Below are 21,650 nucleotides of genomic sequence, written 5' to 3' on the forward strand. Positions count from 1 at the left end.
TTGATGTGGGACGGCGTTACATGCCGTCTTCGAAAGTAACAGTCACGACGCGATTGCCTTGTTCGGCAACACCGTCCGCGGTTGATACTGGAACATTGGCTTCGCCGCTGATGCTAATGGCAAGCTTGCTTGCCGGTACACCACCCGCACGCAATGCGCTAACAACCGCATCAACACGCGATTTGGCAAGAATGTCGTTATACATCGCATCACCTGCACGGTCAGCATAGGCAACCAGACTGATCATTGCCGGGTTGTATTTGGCATAGGCTTCTGCAATGCCGTCAACAACCGACATGCCTTTGCTGTCGATTTCAGATTTATCGAACCCGAAATAGACATTCATCGGAACCGGCATTGCCATTGGCATTGCTTTGGCGACCGGGCCGGTATCAATTTCGGCCTGAACAATTGCCAGTGCCTGATAGAAGGCAGAACGGCAATTGTCGATGTCTTCCTGCTGGATGTTTTCTTCAAGTTCCTGCATCCAGCAATCGAAGCTCGTCTGCGCGCGTGCAGCAGGCGATGCTGCCTTGTCACGTCCACCACCGTCAAGTGCGGCAAGAAGGTCAGCACGGGCGACTTCAATTTCGCCCATTGAGCCTTCTGGCAAGGAACGCTCGGCAATCATCTGCGGACCACTATCCTGTCCGGCAGCGGCCATTTTCGAACGGCTGGTGAAATACCGCGCGTCGGCCCAGTCGGCCTCGTCATACTCGGCCTGTGCCAGATCGGCGTAATTCTGGTGAAGGGCTGCGTCAAAAGCCGACCCTTCGTCGGCCATGTCACGTACCCCGGGAATATTCATGTTCGCGCACGCGCTAAGAAATGCAGCGGCGGATACAACGGCAAGCAGTTTAGCTTTCATCGGTGTTACTCCTTGTCTGACCGACAATCAGGTCCCAAACCCATTTCATTATCGCGAATATGGTGGCATCTGTTTTTTCGATACCTTGCACATCCGCTATGATGGCCATTTTGGCCTTTTGTTTTTTCCGATGTCGTTCTTGCAGTCGATCAGATCATTTCCAATCTGACCCCGAATTGTGACCCGGCAAAACGCCCGGATCAAACGCCCCAAGACAACATTCTTCCTGGATATAACTATCCCTATTCAGAGATATATAGAAGTCGAATTCATGAAAAAAAGCAGTGGGATAGAGAAAATTCACATTCTCATAACACCGAACATCCGGGGTTAACCGGATACAACCAGCAATTTCCAAGCGCCCAGACCATTAGATACTTAAGATATACACCGTCCGTTTTTACCCATAAAAAATGGCCCGACACGTCTTTTTACGTATCGGGCCATCTTTGTTCTGATCATCTCTTGTTACGAGACGGACAATTATTCGGCCTTGTCAGAAGATCCACCAAACAGACCTTTGACAGCACCACCAAGCGCATCTGCGCCATCTTTGATCTTGCCGCCACTGCCGCTGGCGGCACCGCCAACAGCGCCCATCACACCTTTGCTAAGGTCGCCAACGCCCTGCATCAAGCCGTCAACATTCAGGCTTGAAACCGACTTGAACACTGACGTGTTGATCGCGGTCAGGATTTCACCGGCCACCTCGGCCGGGGTGGCACCATTGTCTTCCTTGCCAACATCTTTGAGATGGATTTCCGGCAAGCCAACCGACATCTTCTTACCCTGCAAGAAGCCTGCGGAAACACTTACGTCACCATCACGGATATAAACGTTATCAATGATAACCTTTGTCCCAGATGCATTTTCCGAAGAAGCATCCTCAGCACCATCAGCGCCGCCCGCACCGGTCGGCCCTGATACACGCTGAACAAAACTTTCAACATTGCGCTGAATGGTGGCGATGTTTGACGTGTTGTTGCCAAGCTCATAGGTCACGCTGGGTGCTGCAATGATAACTTCGATAACCCGAATGGTGTCGCTGGTAAGCGTCGATCCATCAAGTCGGACCGAAATATTGCCAAGCGAGAACGCGTAATCGGTATTGAACCCATCCGGGTTGCCAACAATCAACCCATTGATTGCGGCCGAATCCTGTGTGGTATCAATCGCAACACTATCCACCGACACATCGGCCAGCGTCACACGTGTGCCCGCCTCTTCGATCGTGGATTTAACAATATTGTCGAGATTGACATACACATAAACAAGCCCCGCAACGACGATCAAAACGATCACCGTCAGACCAATCAGTATCTTTTTCATTGCCCGTATCCTGCCTTGTTTGTCACCGAAACAGTGCGCCATTCAGAAGATGGGCACAATTCCAGCCTTGTTCAACCATAAGAGTTGCGCCGTTCGACGCGACAATCAAGTTGTTTCCCATGCCAAAACAGCGGACTAGGTTTCCCATGCCCGCTGTTTTGGTATCAAAATCGGTATCTTTTCTCAGAGATTGAACTCAACCACCACAGGTGCGTGATCCGATGGCTTTTCCCAGTCACGGGCCAGATCATACACCGAAGCTGTCCGGGCGGTTCCCGCCATGTTTGGCGTCATCCAGACGTGATCAAGACGCCGTCCCTTGTTACTGGCCCGCCAATCGCGCGCGCGATAGCTCCACCAGCTAAACAGCTTTTCGGGCTCGGGCACCACTTCACGCACTGCATCAATGAAATCACCGGACTGGCGGAACTTTTCAAGGATTTCAACCTCGACCGGGGTATGGCTAACCACACGCAGCAGCTGCTTATGCGACCAAACATCATTTTCCGATGGCGCGATATTGAAATCACCAACCAGAACCGCTTTGCGATTTGGGTCGCTTGCGCGGCGATCCGCCCACCAGCTGGTCATTTCATCAACAAACGACAGTTTGTGGGCAAACTTCTCATTGATAGCCGGATCGGGTTCATCGCCGCCTGCCGGGATATAGAAGTTATGCAGTTCAACCCCGTTCTCAAACTTCGCCATACAGTGACGGCGGTCTTCCTTGCCACAGAAATGTTTGATGTCGGTTTCAACAAACGGCAAGCGCGATACGATGGCCACACCGTTATAGCTTTTCATGCCGTGGTTATGGCGATGGACATATCCGGCGGCCTCGAATGCGTCATGCGGGAAATGCTCATCGGGGCATTTCAGTTCCTGCAAACACAGCGCATCTGGCTGCTGCTCCTCAAGAAACTTAACCACCTGCTCAATGCGCAGACGAACGGAATTGATGTTCCAGCTTACAATTTTCAAAACGGGCTCCGTTTTATCTTAGTCGGGATAGTGCGAGGTGGAATCGGCTTCTGACCCGAAATCCCAAAACACAAAGAACTACGTCAGCGTCACGGAAAGTTCGGCTACATCGGCAATAACCAAATCCATGCGATCCCCCCGAACAACCTGACCAACACCCTCGGGCGTTCCAGTAAACAACAGATCGCCGGGTTTCAGTTCAATCAGGGTCGACAAATGCACAAGCGCATCGACCACCGGCCAGATCATCTTTGCTGTTGTGTCATCTTGTCGGGCCGTCCCGTTGACAGACAGTTTCAAATTGGTCGCATGCGGATTGCCCGCATCGGACTTTGGCCTGATCGCAGAAACAACCGCACAACCATCAAACGATTTCGCCATATCCCATGGCAAACGGCGTTCTTTAAGGTCGGCCTGTACATCGCGTCGGGTCATATCAAGCCCTGCGGCATATCCGAAAATCGCATCTTCGACGGCCGCACGGTCAAGGTCCTTGCCCCCGCGTGACAAGGCCACCACAAGTTCGCCCTCATAGTGCAAGTCTTCTGTCGCGGACGGATATGGCAAATCACCATTCCCCACCACCAGACAATCGGTCGGCTTCATGAATATACAAGGCGGAGTATCAGACGGATCGGATCCCATTTCGCGCACGTGATCGGCATAGTTTTTACCAATGCAGAAAATGCGGTTTACAGCAAACAGTTGATCGGAATTTGCAATTGGAATGGTGGTTGGTTCGGCAGCAGGAAAAATCAAATCCATGGTGGCCTCCTTTGATCAGGATATCTTTGCCATACTGATAGCTAAGCCACGGGCAAAAGGAAATGCCCGACCACACCCAAGAGAAATAAAAACAGAACATCTCCTGCCAATTCCTGTCAGGAACCAGTAAAGGCGGCCTGCCAAATCGGCAAACCGTGCAATATTCTCAAAGCTTGGTTCAAAGGATTGTTTTTAATAAAGGCCAAGAATGCAAGGTCACCCCGCCGTCACAATGCCGCGAGGACCGTCAGTACAAGAATCTTTGCCTTGTTTACAGCTGCAACACGGTAGGAAGCAGCAACACCCTGCGGGATCACGACTGTTTCACCGCTACTTAAAGTTTGCTGATCCTTGCCAACCAAGACATGCAAGCGGCCAGACAGAACCACAACAACCTTGTCAGCATGAATGTCTCTGATTTCTTGCATCCCCCACGGGCCCTTTACAACCCGAGCTTCGCCCAACAGTCCCATAAGGGCTTCGGAGGAATTGATCGCCGAGGATACCGAGTTGTGATTACCTCCTGCTGACTCTTCGTCAAACGAGCCAATCATTAAATCACGTTCAGTTCTTGTCTGCTGACATCCCATATCAAGGCTCCCATACGAGGATATATCTGTGTTCTGCAGACAACTTTTGCAGCAAGATTGAACACATCAATATCCCCAAATGAGGAGGCAACCGTATAGTACGTAATTATACCTATGCATTAAATGAAAACAGCGTTCTTCATTGACCTACAACAGCCCTTCGATCACCCGATCAGGTGGAGTATGCCCATCAACAAAGGTCTTGATATTGATCAGGACCTTTTCGCCCATATCAACCCGGCCCTCGATGGTTGCCGACCCCATATGGGGCAGCAGAACCGCATTTTGCAGCTCCAGCAATTTCGGGCTTACGGCCGGTTCATGTTCAAACACATCCAAACCCGCACCAGCGATTTCGCCGTCCGACAACATCCGTGTTAAGGCCGGCTCATCAACGATTTCACCACGCGCGGTATTGACCAAAATGGCATGCGGCTGCATCAATTTCAGACGACGTGCCGACAGCAAATGATAGGTTGCCGGGGTATGCGGGCAGTTGACCGAAACAATGTCAACATGTGCTAGCATCTGATCCAGGCTTTCCCAATAGGTTGCATCAAGTTCTTCTTCGGTATCAGGATGCACACGGCGACGGTTGTGGTAATGCACCGACAACCCGAACCCCTTTGCCCGACGCGCCAGCGCACGGCCAATACGGCCCATACCAACAATACCAAGACGCTTGCCCCAAATGCGGTGACCCAACATCAATGTCGGCCCCCACCCGGCCCAGTCACCTTTACGGATCACGCGTTCGCCCTCGGCCAAACGGCGCGACACCGACAGGATCAGCGCCATGGTCATATCGGCGGTATCTTCGGTCAGGACATCGGGTGTGTTGGTCACCGTAATGCCGCGCGACCGTGCTGTTTGCAGATCGACGTGATCAATACCCGTCCCGAAATTGGCAATCAAACGCAGGTTCGGCCCCGCATGGGCAAGAACAGCCGCGTCAATCTTGTCAGTGACGGTCGGGACAAGAACATCTGCCTGTTTGACCGCATCAATCAGTTCCTGTTTGCTCATGATCGCGTCATCTATGTTAAGACGGGCGTCAAACAGTTCCATCATGCGGGTTTCAATCGCTTCCGGCAGCTTGCGGGTTACGACAACGAGCGGTTTTTTCTTGGTCATGCGCCGTTCCTATGCGGTCTTTTAACTCTTTTGCTGGCAAAATGGTCTACGTCGGGGTTTTGCACCTTGCCGCATTGCAGTGATGCCATGCCAAAAGGTACAAAAGCAAGGATTTTGACGTCATTTTTGTAATTTTATTTCGCGTACGTTTTTCGAAATACTGACGCGACATGCCGAAAAAAGCAGGGAATACCAGCAACATGCCGCGAATTTTTCGCACCTTTTTGTATCGTTTGATGGCTTTGGCGATTTTCGCAAGCCTCGCGACACCCATCGTGGCAAGCGCACAAGAATCCGGCTTACCCATTCCGCGCTTTGTCGCACTGCGGTCAGACAAGGTATTTTTGCGGTCCGGGCCGGGGCTGCGATATCCCAAGGTCTGGATATATCAGCGTCGCAACATGCCGATGGAAGTTGTGTCCGAATTTGATACATGGCGCAAAGTCCGTGATTGGGAAGGCAGCGAAGGCTGGGTGCATCAAAGCCTTCTGGTTGGGTCACGCCATGTGATTGTAACCGATGACACCATCACGCTGTATTCCGCTGCGGATGAAAATGCGCGCAAGATCGCACTGGTTTCCGCCAATGTCATTGGCAAAGTCGAAGACTGCCCGGCAAGCATGAACTGGTGCCAATTGCGGTTTGGTGATTTTGAAGGCTGGGCACCGCGCCAAGGTTTCTGGGGCCTTTATGAGGACGAGCAGGTCGAAGGATAAACGCCCTTCGCTGGCATAATTATTATGGTGCCTGAAACATTGACGCCGCAATACGGATGCTTAAACACACATGCGGCGAATGCTCAGTGATCAGGCGTCAACCGAAACCCGATTGCTTGAACCACCCGAAGATGATCCGCTGTGCGCGGATGTCCCATTGCCACCGCTGTCATATCCGCTAAACACTGGCCCGGTGAACGCGGGCTGACTGCGGCTTTGCGGTGCGGTTCTTTCGCCTGCTGGCTGTTGGGTAAATCCAAACTGCTGATCCTGATTTTCAATGTTTGGTGCAAACGGATCAAAGGCATAAGGATCTTCCACCCGTTCTGGGATCGGATCAGATTTCGGTTCTGGCAGGCCAAAGCCGCCAACGGTCACTGTCTGATTTTCAAGCTGGGCTGAAATATTCCCAAGATAAGCCTGCAGGTTTTCAGAAATACGCGCCTGCGTTTCTGCGGCGGGATCATTTTGCGATGCCGCGATCTGGGCCTGCAGAACAGTATCACCGGCAACTTGTGAAACCCGGTTTTGATCCTGTGCCACGGCCAGACTGCCGCGATCAGAATTGAGTGAAACTTCCCGGTCCCGCAGGGCTTCCTGCGCTTGGTCCACCAGGGTCCGCGCATTGGCAACGGCAGTATTGTCTGACAGATCAATTGACGAAAGACCGGTCGCAAGATCCTCGGATGCCGACGCAAAAAGTTCGACGTCAATCTGGTTATCCGATGACGTGCCGGAACCGACCTGCAAGGTGATGGTCTGGTCTTCAGCCAGAAGGTTTTTGTCTTTGAAACTGCTGTTGGCGGCAATCCCGTCAATATCAGCAAGATAATCTTCGATCTGGGCAGTTAACTGGGCGCGTTGCTGCTTGGAAAGGTCACTGTTTTCTTCGGCAAGTTCGACCAGCGCATCAATCTCATCAAGCGCATCACCGATGCGCGACAAATCTGTTGATGCCTGCGACAGCAACTCACTGGCACCACCAAGCGAGCCGCGCAAATTTTCAAAGGCGTAATTGGCATTGCGCAGGAAATCTGCATTGCGGTCAGAACGCAAGGAACTTTGACTGGACTGGCTGGCGTCAGAGTCGATTAACCTGTTCTGCGGTGCGATCGCACGCGCAGTGTTGGTATAGATCGGAAGTTGACTACCCAGCAGTTCCATTGCTTTTCCGCACAAACAAGCCGGCAAGACAACTACATGTTGCGCAAACAAGGGTTCTGAGGAAATTCAAAAACCCTTATAAACCTGACCATCCTGGTGTCCGGCGGAAATATCAACCGATAGTATAGTGTATTAGCAGAGAAAAATTAAGCCAAAATGCATGGGCACACATGCCCATCACATAAGATGGGCATCATTGGGTCGAACTGGTCTGTTCATGTGCCGCATTTTGGCGATCACGGGATTAAGCGCGACGCAATAATGCAAACATTTCAAGATGCGACGACCACAGGAACTGATCAATCGGCACAACCTGCTCAAGCTCATACCCGCCATTGCGCAAAACGCGTATGTCGCGGGTAAAGGTTGCCGGATTACATGACACCGCGATGACCCATTCCGGTCCGGTTGCCGCCAGTTGTTCTGCCTGCGACAGGGCACCTGCCCGCGGGGGATCAAACAACACCAGATCAAGATTGCTAAGCTCATCGCCGGTTAACGGCTGGCGGAACAAATCACGTTTGATGACCTGTATCGGGCTACCAGACTGGCCCACCGCATATTGCAACAACTCCACCGCACGGGGATCACTTTCAACCGCCAAAGTTGACCGGCGTTTGCCTGCAAGTGCCAACGCAAAGGTAAAGCTTCCGATACCGCAAAACAGATCGGCAACCTGACGCGGTTGTGCTTTTTCAAGTGCCGATGTCACCGCAGTGACAAGGGCGTGTTCCCCTTCACGGGTTGCCTGCAAAAAGCCGCCCGGTGGCACCGCAACATCGACACCCTGAAACCTGACCACAGGTATACGTCGGGCCGCGACCGGCTCATCGGGTTCATCACCAGTTTTCCAGCTCAGACGCGCAAGGTCATTGTCATCGGCAAACTCGGCCAGATCCTGACGCATATCAAGATCCGGGTCCTTGGCCGCATGAATGACAACATCCAGCCCGTTATCGGCCAGTGTGACGAAGACTTCCTTGATATCACGCGCATGATCGGGCGGGCAGGCCTCAAGGAACGTGACAAACGCCGCACGAAAGGCCATCAACTCGGGACGTAAAACGGCACAATCTGGAACATTCAAGACCGTGTGGCTAAATCGGCCATGGAAACCAACATGCACCCCGGTTGCCCCCACATGCACAGAAAATCCTGCGCGACGGCGACTTTGTGCCGGGGAAACTTCGACGGGAGCGACAAGCCGTTCGGCCTCGTCGGCGTCAAGACCGGCGCGCTGAACCGCGACCTTGGCCTTTTGACGTTTCCAGTCGCGATACTGGTCGTCATCCATATGCTGAAGCGCACAGCCGCCGCATTCCTTGAAATGCGAACACCGTGGCTCATTGAAAAGTGCCGTGCGCGCGATTTCCGCGACCACTTCGGCACCATAGCCATCACCACGTTTCGACCGCAACGCCACACGAACTTCGTCGCCGGGCAAAACGCAATCGACATACACCAGAACTGATCTGCCGTCTGGTGCGCTGACATGCGCAATGCCGTCGCCGCGTGCGCCAACTTGTTCAATCGTGACCGGGGCTTCAAATCCGATCAATGGATCGCGCCGGGCTGATTGACGTTTGCGTCCGCCGCGTGCACGGGGGTTGCGCTGATGATGTTTCATAAACTCTCTCTCGGAGGTGATCTTCGCCACTTTTGGTCAGGAAATAATCTCGACGGGATCCTGACGCACGCCTGAGATACACCAGATGAGCCGCTCAGAACAGGGCCGTCTGGTTAAATATACGTCCCGATTTGCATGACACCCCTGACAAATCGCCCTGCACGTAACCTTTGATCTAAAAATTAATGCGCAATTGAACGCGACCAACCCCTTAAAATCGTGTAAGAATACCCCCATAAAACACATATAAGTGCTTAACGCAGGGTAGAACGCTGATCATTGAATTTACAACAATGACCCGCACAACAGCGTAAAACCTTCGTCGTTTGCGTAAAGTTGCCAAGATACAGAACACCTTAATGTTCGGGCGGTTATTGCGCATTTGACATATTCAGGGCGGGGGGCGCCTGAATGAGATGTCGTTCTTGGGGAAGACATGGAAACTGAAAACAGACAGACGACCGAAGAAAAAGCCGCGACACAACAATCGCGCGTCAAAAGGCACGCACTGTTGGCGGCATTTCTGACCGCCGTTTTCTTCGCATCAGCAACATTCTTCTTCTGGACAGCCGCAATCGAGAACCGTCGGGCGATTTTGGCATCTGCAGCAAATATCACCGCCACCGCGATTGCCCAGCAAGTCAAACAGATTGTCGAGGCCAATCTTGGTGTTCTGGAAAGTTTTGCCGACATTTGGCAAGACGGCCCGCCCGAGGACGAACGCGCCTATCTTTCGGTTGCAACCCCGTTACAGGCCCGTTTCAGCGCCCTTCAGGCAATTAACTGGATCTCGCCAAACTACATCATTCTGTACGTCGCCCCGATCAAGGGCAACGTTCCGGCCATGGGCGCTGACCTGAAACGCCACCCTGTCGCGGGCCCGGTGCTGGACATCGCACTTGATCAACGGCGCACCCAAATCACGCCAACACTTGAACTTCTTCAAGGTGGACGCGGATTTGCCGCCTATAGCCCGGTTCTGGGACGCGATGGACAAATCATCGGCGTCATCAACGGGGCCTTTCGCATTCGGTCCATGCTCGCATCTGTCATCAATACCGAACAGGTCAATGATTACACTGTCCGCGTGCGTGAAAACGATACCGTATTGTTTGAAATCCGCGGCGAAGGTGATGACGAAACCCTTCAACATACTGCCGCAGCCGACATTGTCGGTCGCCAATGGCATATCGACGTCATTGCCGATCCGAAACTGGCAAGTGCTGGCACGACAAACCCGCAGCTGATTTTGATCCTGGGGGTTCTTGCCACCATCCTGTTTACGATTGCGATCTTTGTTCTGGCAAACCGCCAACAGGCCGCAGCGCGCCGAACCATGCATCACATCAATGCCGGTGATGACATTAATGATCTGGCGTTGTCGATTACCAAGCTTGATGGTCATTTGAAATCCATGTCGCCGGAAACGGCTGATTTCTTTGACCTGCGTGAAGAAGATTACGGCTTCATCCGGTTTTACAATCTGGCCCCCGAATTCCAGTCAGACGGCAGTTCATCGCGCAGATCGCAGGAAAAAATGCTCCTTGCCATCAACCGTGGCGACGACGAAGTGCGCCGCGAATGGATTGTACGCAGTTCCGAAGGCGTTCACGTCGTCTGTAATCTCGCGATGAAACCATCAACGGTCAATCCTGACTGTGTCGATATCACCCTGCACCACAATCCGGCGGCAAATGCGTCGGTCAACCGTTTGCGGTATCTTGCAACACATGACCCGCTGACCGGGCTTCCCAATCATGCGCTGTTTGATGACCGGCTTAATCAGGCGGTTGCGCATGCAAAACGCTATGAAAAGCTGTTGTCTGTGCTGGTGGTCGATATCGATAATTTCCGCGCCGTTAATGACCGGTTTGGTGCGGATGTCGGTGATGAAACATTGCGGACCATATCGGGCCGTTTGCGCGCCACTGTGCGCGAAAAAGACAGCTGTGCTCGGTTCTCGGGCGATATGTTTGCCATCATCGCCACCGACCTTTCCGAGGCCGAAGGTGCCGCCCTTGTCGCTGAACGCGTTGTCGAAGCCATTTCCCAACCCATCCAAACCGGCGGGAACGAAGAAATCCGGCTGCATGTCAGTGTCGGTGTTGCGCTTTATCCCAATGATGCCCGCGCACCGTCCCAATTGCTGGCCAATGCAGATGCGGCCATGTACCGCGCGCAGAAATCAGCCGAATCGTCTTATTGCTTCTTTGTCGAGACGATGAACAATGTGATGCACGCGCGCCTGTCGATGGAAACGCAGTTACGCCGGGCGGTTGATGAAAAACGCTTTGTTCTGGAATATCAACCACGCTATCGCACATCGGATCAAAACCTGACCGGGTTTGAAGCCCTGCTGCGCTGGATCGATGATAGTGGCAAGCGTCGCCTGCCGCCTGATTTCATCGCGGTTGCTGACCGTACCGGACTTTTGTCGCCACTGGGTCACTGGATCATTGAAACCGTTTGCAAACAGATTGCCGAATGGCGCGATGCCGGTTATGCGCCGGTTCCGATTGCGCTGAATGTGTCCAGCCGTCAATTCATTCAGGCCGACCTGATCAAAAACATCCTCGACCTGACAACCGAATACGAAATTGATCCGGGCATCATCGAAGTTGAGGTTTCCGAAGACATCGCCATGCGCGACCCCGAACGCGCCCTTGGACAGTTCTATCGCTTTGCCGAGGCCGGGATTGGCTTGACCCTTGATCACTTTGCCGCGGGCAATACATCCCTTCGGTATCTCAAACGGTTCCCGATCCAGCGCATCAAACTGTCAAAATCGCTGTTTGACTTCGCACTCGATGAGCAACCTGAAAACAGCATTTTGCAACCCGCAATCCGGCTGTGCAAAAGCCTGAACCGCAAAGTTGTCGCCGTCGGCGTCGAAACCGAAGAACAACTGGCGATGCTGAAATCAGCCGACTGTGACGAGATCCAGGGTTTCCTGTTGTCCCGGCCGGTAGATGCCTCAAAAACCACAGGCCTTCTGCCCCGGTTAAGCAACGCCGATCCGTCGCCAACCGCCAAAAGCTGATTGTCAAACACAGAAACCACCATAAAAAAACACCTGTCGGCATCCGCCTGACAGGTGTTTTTTGGTTTGGGATGGATTTTCTAAAGGAGGAACAGCGCGGCCAAACCAAGGAAAGCAAAGAACCCGACCACATCGGTAATGGTTGTCAAAAAGACCGATGAGGATACCGCCGGGTCAATCCCGGCACGTTCCAGACCAAGCGGGATCAAGGCACCAAACAAACCGGCAAACAGCAGGTTAATGATCATGGCAACGCCAATGACCGATCCCAGCAAGCCATCCTCAAACCAGAACCACGTCACCCCGCCGGCCAGAAACGCAAACGCCAAGCCATTAAGGCCACACACCGCGACTTCCTTGCGGATCACACGCCATGCGTTGGTACTTGTAAGCTCACGCGTGGCAATCGCGCGCACGGCAACCGTAAGGGTCTGTGTGCCGGCATTCCCGCCCATTGAGGCCACGATTGGCATCAGGACCGCAAGCGCAACCAGTCTTTCGATCGTATTTTCAAACGCACTGATGACCATGGACGCCATAATCGCCGTGCCCAGATTGATCAGAAGCCACGTGAAACGCGACCGGGTGGTATCAAGGATCGCACTTGAAAGGTCATCTTCCTCGCCAACACCGGCAAGGCGCATCATGTCTTCTTCGTATTCTTCATCAATAACGTCAACCACGTCATCGACCGTGATCACACCGACAAGACGCCCGCTGTCATCGACAACCGGTGCGGAAATAAGGTCACGTTGACGGAACAGATGGGCGACGTTTTCCTGTTCTTCGGTCACAACGACCGTGCGCATTTCATCCGATTCCATCACATCGCGCACCAGAACCGGACGGTTGGTGCGGATCACGCGTGATAACGGCACAATCCCGACCGGGCTATAGCGCGGGTCAACAATGATGATGTCGTAAAAATCTTCCGGCAGGTTCTTTGCCGAGCGCAGGAAATCAATCGTTTGCCCAACCGACCAGTAATCGGGGATCGCCACCAGCTCGCGCTGCATGATACGACCGGCGGTATATTCCGGATACGACAGCGCCTCTTCAACACGCGCGCGTTCGATATCAGAAAGCGCACCCAGAAGTTCGCGTTGCTCTTCCTTGTCGAAATCCTCAATGACTTCGACCACGTCATCGGAATCAAGTTCCGAAATCGCCTCGGCAACGACATCCGTGCCAAGGCGGCTGATGACCTCTTCACGCAGTTCGTCATCAAGTTCGGTCAGAAGTTCCGGATCAAAGTCCGGCCGGATCAGATCAACAAGCTGTTCACGCTGATTGCTGCTTGCCCACCCCAAAAGGTCGGCAATATCGGCAAAGTGAAGTTCGGAAATAAGTTCGGACGCGCGCGAATGATCATCTTCGCCAAGCGCATCAAGGACTTCACGCCCATATTCAGGTGTCAGATCAACATAGTCGTCGCTGCTGGATGTGCTATCCGCAGGACGGTCGAGTTCTTCGACGTCACTTGTCATCTGCCCCTCCTGATGTGCGTGCTGGTTTTACGTCCTGCAACCTGATTGGGTTCAGACCCTAAAAATGCCGTGCCGGGGATCGATTGATCGATCTCCCGACACGGCTGTTTCTGCGCTATCACATGGCCCCGGTCAAGGGGCACAATTGCAGATAGATTTTATGCGCCTTCCTGACTGCGGGTAACTGCATCAACCACGGCAATCGCGGTCATGTTGACAATGCCACGCACCGTAATCGACGGGCTAACCACGTGGGCAGATTTCGCCGCACCGACCAAAATCGGCCCCACCGGCAAACCATCGCCCAGCATTTTGACCATGTTGTAGGAAATGTTGGCCGCATCAAGCGTCGGCATCACCAGAAGGTTGGCCGATCCCTTAAGCATCGAATGGGGGAAAATGCGATCACGGATCGGCTGTGAAATCGCCGCGTCCGCATGCATTTCACCTTCGATCTCAAGATCAGGCGCTTGGGTTCGGATCAACTGCAACGCATCACGCATCTTGCAGGCGGATTTGTTTTCGTGACTGCCAAAGTTGGAATGCGAAATCAATGCTGCCTTTGGCGTAATCCCGAACCGTTTGACCACGTCGGCGGCCATAATCGCGGTTTCCGCAACATGTTCAGGGGTCGGATCAACCGACACATACGTATCGGTCAGGAAGAACGTCCCCTGCTTCATGATCATCATGTTGACCGTGGAAAAATCGGTCACACCTTTGCGCAAACCCACAAGATTGCGGACATAGCGCAGATGACGCAGGAAACCGCCCTGACAGCCACACAGCATCGCATCAACTTCGCCACGGCGCAGCATCAGGGACGCAATCACGGTTGGACGTGTCCGGACAATCGCACGGGCATATTCCGGGTTGATCCCGCGACGGCCCATGATGTTGTGGAAGTCCTGCCAATCCTGTTCGAAATGCGCATTGTCGTCCGGATCGTGAATTTCGATCTGCTCATCTGGCACGATCCGCAGGCCAAGCTCGGTAATCCGTTCAAGAATGACACTGCGACGCCCAATAAGCACTGGATGGCAAATTCCGTCATCCACCAGAACCTGACAGGCCTGAAGCACACGGCGCGATTCGCCCTCGGGATAGACGACGCGTTTTTTATGCGCACGCGCCATATCAAAGACCGGCTTCATCACCAGACCGGACCGGAAGACAAAGCCTTCAAGCTGCTGGCGATAGGCATCAAAATCTTTGATCGGGCGTTTGGCAACGCCACTGTCCATCGCCGCCTTGGCAACACGCGGCGGAATTTCGATCATCAAACGCGGATCAAACGGTTTGGGGATCAAATATTCCGGCCCGAATTTAAGCTCCATCCCGCCATAGGCGGTTGCAACCACGTCCGATACCTCGGCCTTTGCCAAATCGGCAATGGCGTGAACCGCGGCGATCTTCATTTCCTCGTTGATCTCGGTCGCACCAACATCAAGTGCACCACGGAACAGGAACGGGAAACATAGAACGTTGTTCACCTGATTGGGATAATCGGTCCGCCCGGTGGCCATCACCGCATCGGGGCGGATTTCCTTGACCAGTTCAGGGGACACTTCCGGGGTCGGATTTGCCAGCGCCATGATGATCGGGCCTTCGCCCATCTTGCGAAGCTCTTCCTCGCCCATGACGTTTGGTGCCGAAAGACCAAGGAAAATATCAGCCCCTTCGATCACATCGCTGAGCGTACGGGCATTGGTTTCAATGGCATATTCGTCTTTCCACGGGTCCATTTCATCTTTACGGCCCTTGTACACCACACCGAAACGGTCCGTGACCGTGATGTTGTGTTTAGGAAGCCCCATGGACACCAGCAAGTTCAAACACGCCAAGGCGGCCGCACCGGCACCCGACGTCACAAGGCGAACCTTGTTGATATCCTTGCCCGTCACACGCAAACCATTAAGGACGGCTGCGGCAACGCAAATTGCCGTGCCATGCTGATCATCATGGAAAATCGGGATATTGCAGCGTTCGCGCAGGGCCTTCTCGATGATGAAGCATTCCGGCGCCTTAATGTCTTCGAGGTTAACCCCCCCGAAAGTCGGCTCCAGTGCGGCCACGATATCGATAAATTTCTGCGGATCGGTTTCGTCAACTTCAAGGTCAAAGACATCAATATTGGCGAACTTCTTAAACAGAACCGCCTTGCCTTCCATGACCGGTTTGGACGCCAGCGGACCAATCGGCCCAAGGCCAAGCACCGCCGTCCCGTTGGAAATCACGCCAACCAGATTGGCACGCGCGGTATATTCCGCTGCGGTTTCCGGGTCTTTGACGATTTCCTCACAGGCGAATGCCACCCCCGGCGAATAAGCCAGCGCAAGATCACGCTGGTTCGCAAGGGTCGTGGTTGCCGTTACGGACAATTTCCCCGGGGTGGGATACCGGTGATAGTCCAAAGCTGCTTCGCGCAGCTTGTCATTTCGATTTGCCATCATAATACCTTTTAATCTCAGGTATTTACATTAATTAACCATCAAGTGGTTAAATCCTGATAATTCATTTTAGTGGGATATACAGACTAAAGCAGTTTCCCATACGTTTGAAGCATTCAGTGTGTCGTTCCGCCAAAGGGCTGCATTGCGTAATTTTCAACGCGGCACTGCACAATAAATCAATCACTTGCACCGGCACGGCCCTTTGCCAAACATCCTGTCTGATCCTTGCAGTTCCAAACACATTGTAGGGCATATATCAGCAGGAACCAAAAACGAAAAAACCCGCCATTTCTGGCGGGGTCTTTTTCATGATATCTTATCGCCTGAGCCAAGGGCCAGAATCAAAAAAGCCCCCTCTTAAAAAGAGGAGGCGTTTTTGGTGCGGTCGAGAAGACTCGAACTTCCACGGGGGTTAGCCCACAGCGACCTCAACGCTGCGCGTCTACCAATTCCGCCACGACCGCATATGTCGTAACAACAAGGCTACTGAGGTAAGTTTGTAGGCTTGCCTTGCTGCGAAAAGGGAGATAGCAAATTGATTACCCCTGATCAAGGGCTCATTTCACTTATTTGACAGGAAAAATGCAAAGCATCGCCCCAACCGCGCAAATCCCCGACTGGCGCACCGCCTCCGGGTTGGTTTCATACCCCGAAGCACTGGCCGAAATGGAAGCCCGCGCTGAAGCCATACATGCGGGAAAAGCAAGGGAACTCATATGGTTTTTGGAACATCCCCCGCTTTATACATCGGGAACCAGTGCGCATATCGAGGACCTTGTCGATCCGGATCGCTTTCCTGTTTATAACGCCGGGCGCGGCGGACAATATACCTATCATGGACCGGGCCAACGCATCGCGTACCTGATGCTGGACCTTAAAACACGCGGTCGTGACGTACGCGCCTATGTTCATAACCTTGAAGAATGGGTGATTCGCACCCTCTCCCTGCTCGGTGTCACCGGCGAACGCCGCGATGGACGTGTTGGCATCTGGGTGGTGCGCGATGATGGCCGCGAAGACAAGATTTCCGCCATCGGGGTGCGGGTGCGTCGTTGGGTGACCTTTCATGGCATCGCGATCAACGTATCACCCGACCTGTCGCATTTTGGCGGCATTGTTCCCTGTGGCATTGCCGACCACGGCGTCACGAGTTTGGCCGACCTTGGCGTCGATATTTCTATGGAAGAACTCGACCGCCTGTTAAAACAAACCTTTACGGAAATCTTTCCCGGAACATCTACATGAGTGACAGGTCGCAATCGGCCCCAGATAAAGCCGCTGCCAAAAGCCCCGCCAAAGGCCATAAAATGCCTGGAAGTGTTGCTGACGGCGGAATGGCGGATGCTGAACGCGACATTCTGGCCGAACTCGACAAGGCCCTTGGCGAACATGTTGCCTTGCTGCTGCGCTGGAACAGGATACTGGTACTGCCCGATTCTCCGTTGCCATCGGACGTCGATGGCAACGACCATGACCATGACGCGCCCCATCACCATGATTGCGATTTCGGGGCATGGTACGCGATCAATCGCCATAACCGGTTGATTGACCAACCTGCAATGCATGCACTGGCAACAACGCATCAGCAACTTCACGAGTCGGCCAAACGCCTTATCGAAGGACGTGAGCTTGACGGCGAAGTCGACCCCGCTGAATTCGATATGATGGCCTTACGGGCCGAATCCTTTTTTTCCCAACTGCGCCGCCTTGAACGCGCCTTTAGAACAGCCCGATCCGATGTCGATCCGCTCACGGGCACCTATAACCGGCAAACCATGCTGGGCGACTTAAACGCCGAACGCGAACGCGCAATCCGGACCGAAGTCCCAACCGCCGTTGCTCTGGTCGACCTTGATCACTTCAAGGCCGTCAATGACACCCATGGCCATCAGGCCGGGGACCTTGTGCTGCAATCGATTGCCGGCATCCTGCAATCGCATGTACGCCCGTTTGACAAGGTGTATCGCTATGGCGGTGAAGAATTCCTGATCTGCCTGCCCAACGCCGACATGACACAATGCGCCCGCGTGCTTGAACGGTTACGCCGCGTGGTCGAAGCATCCCCCGTCCCCATCACCGAGACAACCACCTTGCCGGTAACCGCATCGATTGGTGCGGCCCCGATGACCAAGGGACGCAGCGTCGAACAAATCATCGAAAAGGCCGATCAGGCGCTTTATGCCGCCAAGCAAGGCGGGCGCAACCGGGTCCGTGTCTGGCGTAATCCGGACGATAAAAAGCCCGCTGAAAAGCACAAAAAATAGCGCATCTGCTCGCACCTTCCCGACAAAGCCGCAATGATACGCTCCCTAAACTTCAACCGGCAAAACAACGCTTGATGGGATGCGTCACATTCTGATCAAACCGGCGTCGTCAGGTTGATGCCGATAAATTGATCAAAAATATCAAAAACCCTTTCGGCACGCGGGCAACGCAAAACCGCACGCTTTTTCAGTTCATTAGCCGTTTGATGGGCCAAAACCACACAGCAAGATAAAAATTTCAACCAAAGCGCAATCTTGTCTTCACAAGTTAGAAACATATCTGCAAACTATAATAATAAAAAGCAGCAGGGCTTTGCCCACCACAGAATAGCTGCACGCTTGGGAGGGAATTCGTTTCGATCTGAACGGAGGCCCATGAATGACAAGTTCTATGAATTTTGCGCCTGGCGACCCTGCCTTGATGCTGACGGTTCTGCGCAGTGCCGGTGAAAACCTTGATCGCAGTATGCTTTTGGGGCGTGTGTTGTCCCTTTTCTGTACTGACGATGATGGCAATCAGGTTGCCATTGAAGACAACGCTGACCTGCAGCGTCGCATCGAAAATGCGGTTACCCATCTTGAAATGGCGGGTCTGATTTGCCAGACAGCCGGGGCGGAACTTTCCATCACCTCACTTGGCACGGCCATGATGATGGCTTACCCGCTCGGTATTGATGACGGCGTTTTGTGCTCTCTTCCTGCCTTCCGCAACCAGATGTATGAAACCAACGCACCGGTGGTCCGCCAGCGCTATCTGCCAAATTCTGCCCTTGGCTCTGGATTTTCCGCAGGGCTCGATGCGCACCGCCTGACTGAAAACCCATATCCCTCAGACTCCCGCGACCATGAAGACTGGCTTATGGGCTGGGATGAGGCCCTTGATCAAAGCAAACGCGAAGCAGAAACGCTTCTGAACTAGCGCCGCGTTTTGATCTTGGAATGTAAAAAGAAGATATGTGACCACTACCGAATTGCGTGGGAATATGTGTGCTGCGTTAAGCTACATTAATCCCGCATCCCATCATCGGTAGTGTGATTTGAATTCCCGGCAACACCCGCCGGTATGGCCGCAAGCGTCTGCTTTTGATCGGCCTGCTTCCTGTCCGCGTGATCTCGCTGCTGGCATCAAATACCTGTCACAGCGCACCAGATCCGGGCAAAGATACCCTTCCCCTTATGCACAGCGACAGCCCCCTCAAAACCCGACGACAGAACACGTCCGTCATAACGCTTTGAGAAACGGCATCATATTCGGCGCCTCTATTGGCGGTCGGGGATATTGGGTGAGAATATTGAAATGACGTTGGTTTGGTCATCTTTGACAGGGGCGGCGTCGTCGTCCTTGGTTTCAGGACCATCCGAAACCACCGGTCCGCAATTCAGTCCGGAATTGATATGATCGGCATGTACGCCAGCATCAGAAACCGGCACAGACGCATCCGTCATCAAACGATGCCCATCAAGATGCTTGTCTGCCTTTTGATGTTCGGCATCCGTCAATTGGCGTTCTTGGCGTGACCGTCCATGTAAGGCACGATTGGCATCGGCCTTTTGGGCCTTCTGATCGCGTTGCTTGCGTTTACGTTCCTGCCGCAGATTAACGAGGTCGCCCATAGCACCTTGCTTGTTGTCCGTCACACATCGTTCGGCCACACCAACAGTTGGCATGATCAGACTATAATGTGTTTGCGCAAGCCCCAAAAAACAAGCGGGCACCCCGAAATATCGAGGCACCCGCCATAGCCGTTCTTAAAATCCGTTCTGTCTGCCGACTTAGCGCACGAAGACGTGGACCTCATTGGCAGAAACAGATGCGCTGGTCGCATCAGAAGCACGCACGCGCGAACCTGGCATGCCCATATCGGCCAACGACCGAAGAACTGCCTGCGCGTTGCGCTTGGATTTATTGGAATTCAGCGCAACCTGTGCCGGGGTGCCCCGGTTCGGTGTCACCGCAACAACATCAAAGCTTGCCTGCGGGCGACGCTCCAGAACGCGGTTAACCGCGTTATAAAGGGCCTGCTCGTATTTCACGCTGGCACTATCAAACCGGATCACCACAAGCGGACGATCACTGGTTGATGCCATGCGCTGGCTGCTAGGCGCTGGTGCGGCCTGCGACTGGAAGACACGCTTGGAAAGTGAGTCTCCGAAAATCTCGCCATTCTTAACAGCCAGTGCAAGCGCGTTAAGGTTCGCCCGCTCCGTACTGACATAAGATGTCTGGCGCGAAAGGCTTTCGCTGATTTCGTTCAGAAGACGGTCAATCAGCACCGTGGTGCGGTTGGTTTCGTCTTCAAGCAGTGCCAACTGACGATGGTCTTCGTCAACAGCACCGGAAACCTGATAGGCCGAGCGAACGGACTCAAGCAAGAAGGTCGACAGGGTCGAATCTGCTGCAACCTTGTTGGCCAATGAGTTCAACGCGGCGATATCGTCGTTCACACGGTCAAGTTCAGACTGTGCGGTGTTCCACTGCTGGACCAGAACCGGGTTACCCGGAGTGGTGCCAACCTGCAGGCGCGCACTGATCGCCGCCACAGTGCCATGATAGGCCTGCGAATGCGATACGGTCTGTCCGCGCAACTGCTGTAATTCATTATTGTGTTGGTTCAGAGCCGACTTAAGACGGTTCAGCTCCTGCTGCATGTTTTCGACCCGCGAACCAACAAAGGTTCCGGTCTGCGACACACCGGTTAACGGCTGCGTGCTTTGTGCCGCATCGTAACTGGTTGCGGCATCACTCCCCATCGGTTCAGAAGCAGCGACAGCGGAATTTTCCGTATCGGAGTCTGATCCGGCAAGTGTCGGCCAAAGGGCCTCAGAAGAAAAAGAACATCCCCCCAGCATCAGGGCGGCGCCAATCAAGGCAAGGTAGGTTTTACGAACGGCCATTTCGATCTATTACCTAAGTAGAAATATGCGAATCTCCCTGGGCCCGCTTTTTATGAGAAGAAACAAGCCCCTGTTCCCCCGGGATTGAATGCATCTTAGTCTACGACCACTTGTGGAACAAGACGCATTTGCCCCTTTTTTGCCGAGTCCTCTCCATAATGCCGACAAACGGGACAAAGCCGGGCAAAACAACGCCCTAGCAAGGCGGAAAATGGCCCTCACGGGAAAAATACGGTTTTTTGAAATTTACTGCTTGCAATGACCCGCTCGTTTGCATAAGTTCCGCTCCGCCGACGGGGAGTTCGTACAGAGCAAACCGGCGGAAACGCTAGACAAA

The 21,650-nt window shown here is 53.4% G+C and carries 17 protein-coding genes and 1 tRNA gene; 5 read left to right on the forward strand and 13 right to left on the reverse strand.

What is annotated here, in order from left to right:
- Positions 1-16: 16 nt before the first annotated feature.
- From COO92_RS21135 to COO92_RS21160, 6 genes are all read right to left on the reverse strand, one after another.
- Positions 17-868: an OmpA family protein gene (locus COO92_RS21135; RefSeq protein ID WP_101304914.1), complete on the reverse strand. Its 852-nt coding sequence runs from the start codon at positions 866-868 to the stop codon at positions 17-19.
- 483 nt (positions 869-1,351) lie between these two features.
- On the reverse strand, positions 1,352-2,197 hold the full coding sequence (locus tag COO92_RS21140) for an AsmA family protein (RefSeq protein WP_101304915.1): 846 nt from the start codon (positions 2,195-2,197) through the stop codon (positions 1,352-1,354).
- Between the two features lie 183 nt (positions 2,198-2,380).
- Positions 2,381-3,178 carry an exodeoxyribonuclease III gene (gene xth, locus COO92_RS21145; protein WP_101304916.1) on the reverse strand — a complete coding sequence of 266 codons (798 nt, stop codon included), beginning with the start codon at positions 3,176-3,178 and terminating at the stop codon, positions 2,381-2,383.
- A 78-nt stretch (positions 3,179-3,256) separates the two neighbouring features.
- Entirely contained in the window at positions 3,257-3,943 is a 687-nt protein-coding gene (locus COO92_RS21150) for a fumarylacetoacetate hydrolase family protein (protein ID WP_101304917.1), read from the reverse strand.
- A 227-nt stretch (positions 3,944-4,170) separates the two neighbouring features.
- The gene (locus COO92_RS21155) at positions 4,171-4,533 is read right to left on the reverse strand and encodes a cupin domain-containing protein (RefSeq protein WP_101304918.1); all 363 of its coding nucleotides are present in this window, start codon (positions 4,531-4,533) and stop codon (positions 4,171-4,173) included.
- A 147-nt stretch (positions 4,534-4,680) separates the two neighbouring features.
- Positions 4,681-5,667: a 2-hydroxyacid dehydrogenase gene (locus tag COO92_RS21160; RefSeq protein ID WP_101304919.1), complete on the reverse strand. Its 987-nt coding sequence runs from the start codon at positions 5,665-5,667 to the stop codon at positions 4,681-4,683.
- A 200-nt stretch (positions 5,668-5,867) separates the two neighbouring features.
- On the opposite strand from COO92_RS21160, the gene COO92_RS21165 reads away from it, so the two are divergent.
- Positions 5,868-6,383, forward strand: coding sequence for an SH3 domain-containing protein (locus tag COO92_RS21165; protein WP_022734352.1), 516 nt, complete (start codon positions 5,868-5,870; stop codon positions 6,381-6,383).
- A gap of 90 nt (positions 6,384-6,473) precedes the next feature.
- On the opposite strand, the gene COO92_RS21170 is transcribed toward COO92_RS21165, so the two are convergent.
- Together COO92_RS21170 and COO92_RS21175 are read right to left on the reverse strand one after the other, a co-directional pair.
- Positions 6,474-7,547, reverse strand: coding sequence for a hypothetical protein (locus COO92_RS21170; RefSeq protein WP_101304920.1), 1,074 nt, complete (start codon positions 7,545-7,547; stop codon positions 6,474-6,476).
- Positions 7,548-7,791: 244 nt separating this feature from the next.
- The gene (locus COO92_RS21175) at positions 7,792-9,174 is read right to left on the reverse strand and encodes a class I SAM-dependent RNA methyltransferase (RefSeq protein ID WP_101304921.1); all 1,383 of its coding nucleotides are present in this window, start codon (positions 9,172-9,174) and stop codon (positions 7,792-7,794) included.
- A gap of 436 nt (positions 9,175-9,610) precedes the next feature.
- On the opposite strand from COO92_RS21175, the gene COO92_RS21180 reads away from it, so the two are divergent.
- Positions 9,611-12,214 carry a bifunctional diguanylate cyclase/phosphodiesterase gene (locus COO92_RS21180; protein WP_101304922.1) on the forward strand — a complete coding sequence of 868 codons (2,604 nt, stop codon included), beginning with the start codon at positions 9,611-9,613 and terminating at the stop codon, positions 12,212-12,214.
- An 80-nt stretch (positions 12,215-12,294) separates the two neighbouring features.
- On the opposite strand, the gene mgtE is transcribed toward COO92_RS21180, so the two are convergent.
- From mgtE to COO92_RS21195, 3 genes are all read right to left on the reverse strand, one after another.
- Positions 12,295-13,701 carry a magnesium transporter gene (mgtE, locus tag COO92_RS21185; protein ID WP_022734356.1) on the reverse strand — a complete coding sequence of 469 codons (1,407 nt, stop codon included), beginning with the start codon at positions 13,699-13,701 and terminating at the stop codon, positions 12,295-12,297.
- A 158-nt stretch (positions 13,702-13,859) separates the two neighbouring features.
- Positions 13,860-16,151, reverse strand: a complete 2,292-nt coding sequence (locus COO92_RS21190) for an NADP-dependent malic enzyme (protein WP_101304931.1) — start codon at positions 16,149-16,151, stop codon at positions 13,860-13,862.
- A gap of 380 nt (positions 16,152-16,531) precedes the next feature.
- Positions 16,532-16,618, reverse strand: a tRNA-Leu gene (locus COO92_RS21195).
- A gap of 118 nt (positions 16,619-16,736) precedes the next feature.
- Between COO92_RS21195 and lipB the strand changes: the two genes are divergently transcribed.
- From lipB to COO92_RS21215, 3 genes are all read left to right on the forward strand, one after another.
- On the forward strand, positions 16,737-17,399 hold the full coding sequence (gene lipB / locus COO92_RS21200) for a lipoyl(octanoyl) transferase LipB (RefSeq protein WP_101304923.1): 663 nt from the start codon (positions 16,737-16,739) through the stop codon (positions 17,397-17,399).
- Positions 17,396-18,418 carry a diguanylate cyclase gene (locus COO92_RS21205; protein WP_101304924.1) on the forward strand — a complete coding sequence of 341 codons (1,023 nt, stop codon included), beginning with the start codon at positions 17,396-17,398 and terminating at the stop codon, positions 18,416-18,418. The genes lipB and COO92_RS21205 overlap by 4 nt, the downstream gene beginning before the upstream one ends.
- A gap of 379 nt (positions 18,419-18,797) precedes the next feature.
- A complete protein-coding gene (locus COO92_RS21215) occupies positions 18,798-19,337 on the forward strand; it encodes a hypothetical protein (protein WP_028791874.1) in 540 nt (179 codons plus the stop codon).
- A 341-nt stretch (positions 19,338-19,678) separates the two neighbouring features.
- Here COO92_RS21215 and COO92_RS21220 read toward each other — a convergent pair whose 3' ends face one another.
- Complete coding sequence (locus tag COO92_RS21220; protein ID WP_101304926.1) at positions 19,679-20,032, reverse strand: DUF4169 family protein; 354 nt, start codon at positions 20,030-20,032, stop codon at positions 19,679-19,681.
- A gap of 159 nt (positions 20,033-20,191) precedes the next feature.
- Positions 20,192-21,313, reverse strand: coding sequence for a hypothetical protein (locus COO92_RS21225; protein WP_022734363.1), 1,122 nt, complete (start codon positions 21,311-21,313; stop codon positions 20,192-20,194).
- Between the last annotated feature and the right edge of the window lie 337 nt (positions 21,314-21,650).

The sequence above is a fragment of the Thalassospira lohafexi genome (assembly GCF_002844275.1).
Lineage (GTDB): Bacteria > Pseudomonadota > Alphaproteobacteria > Rhodospirillales > Thalassospiraceae > Thalassospira > Thalassospira lohafexi.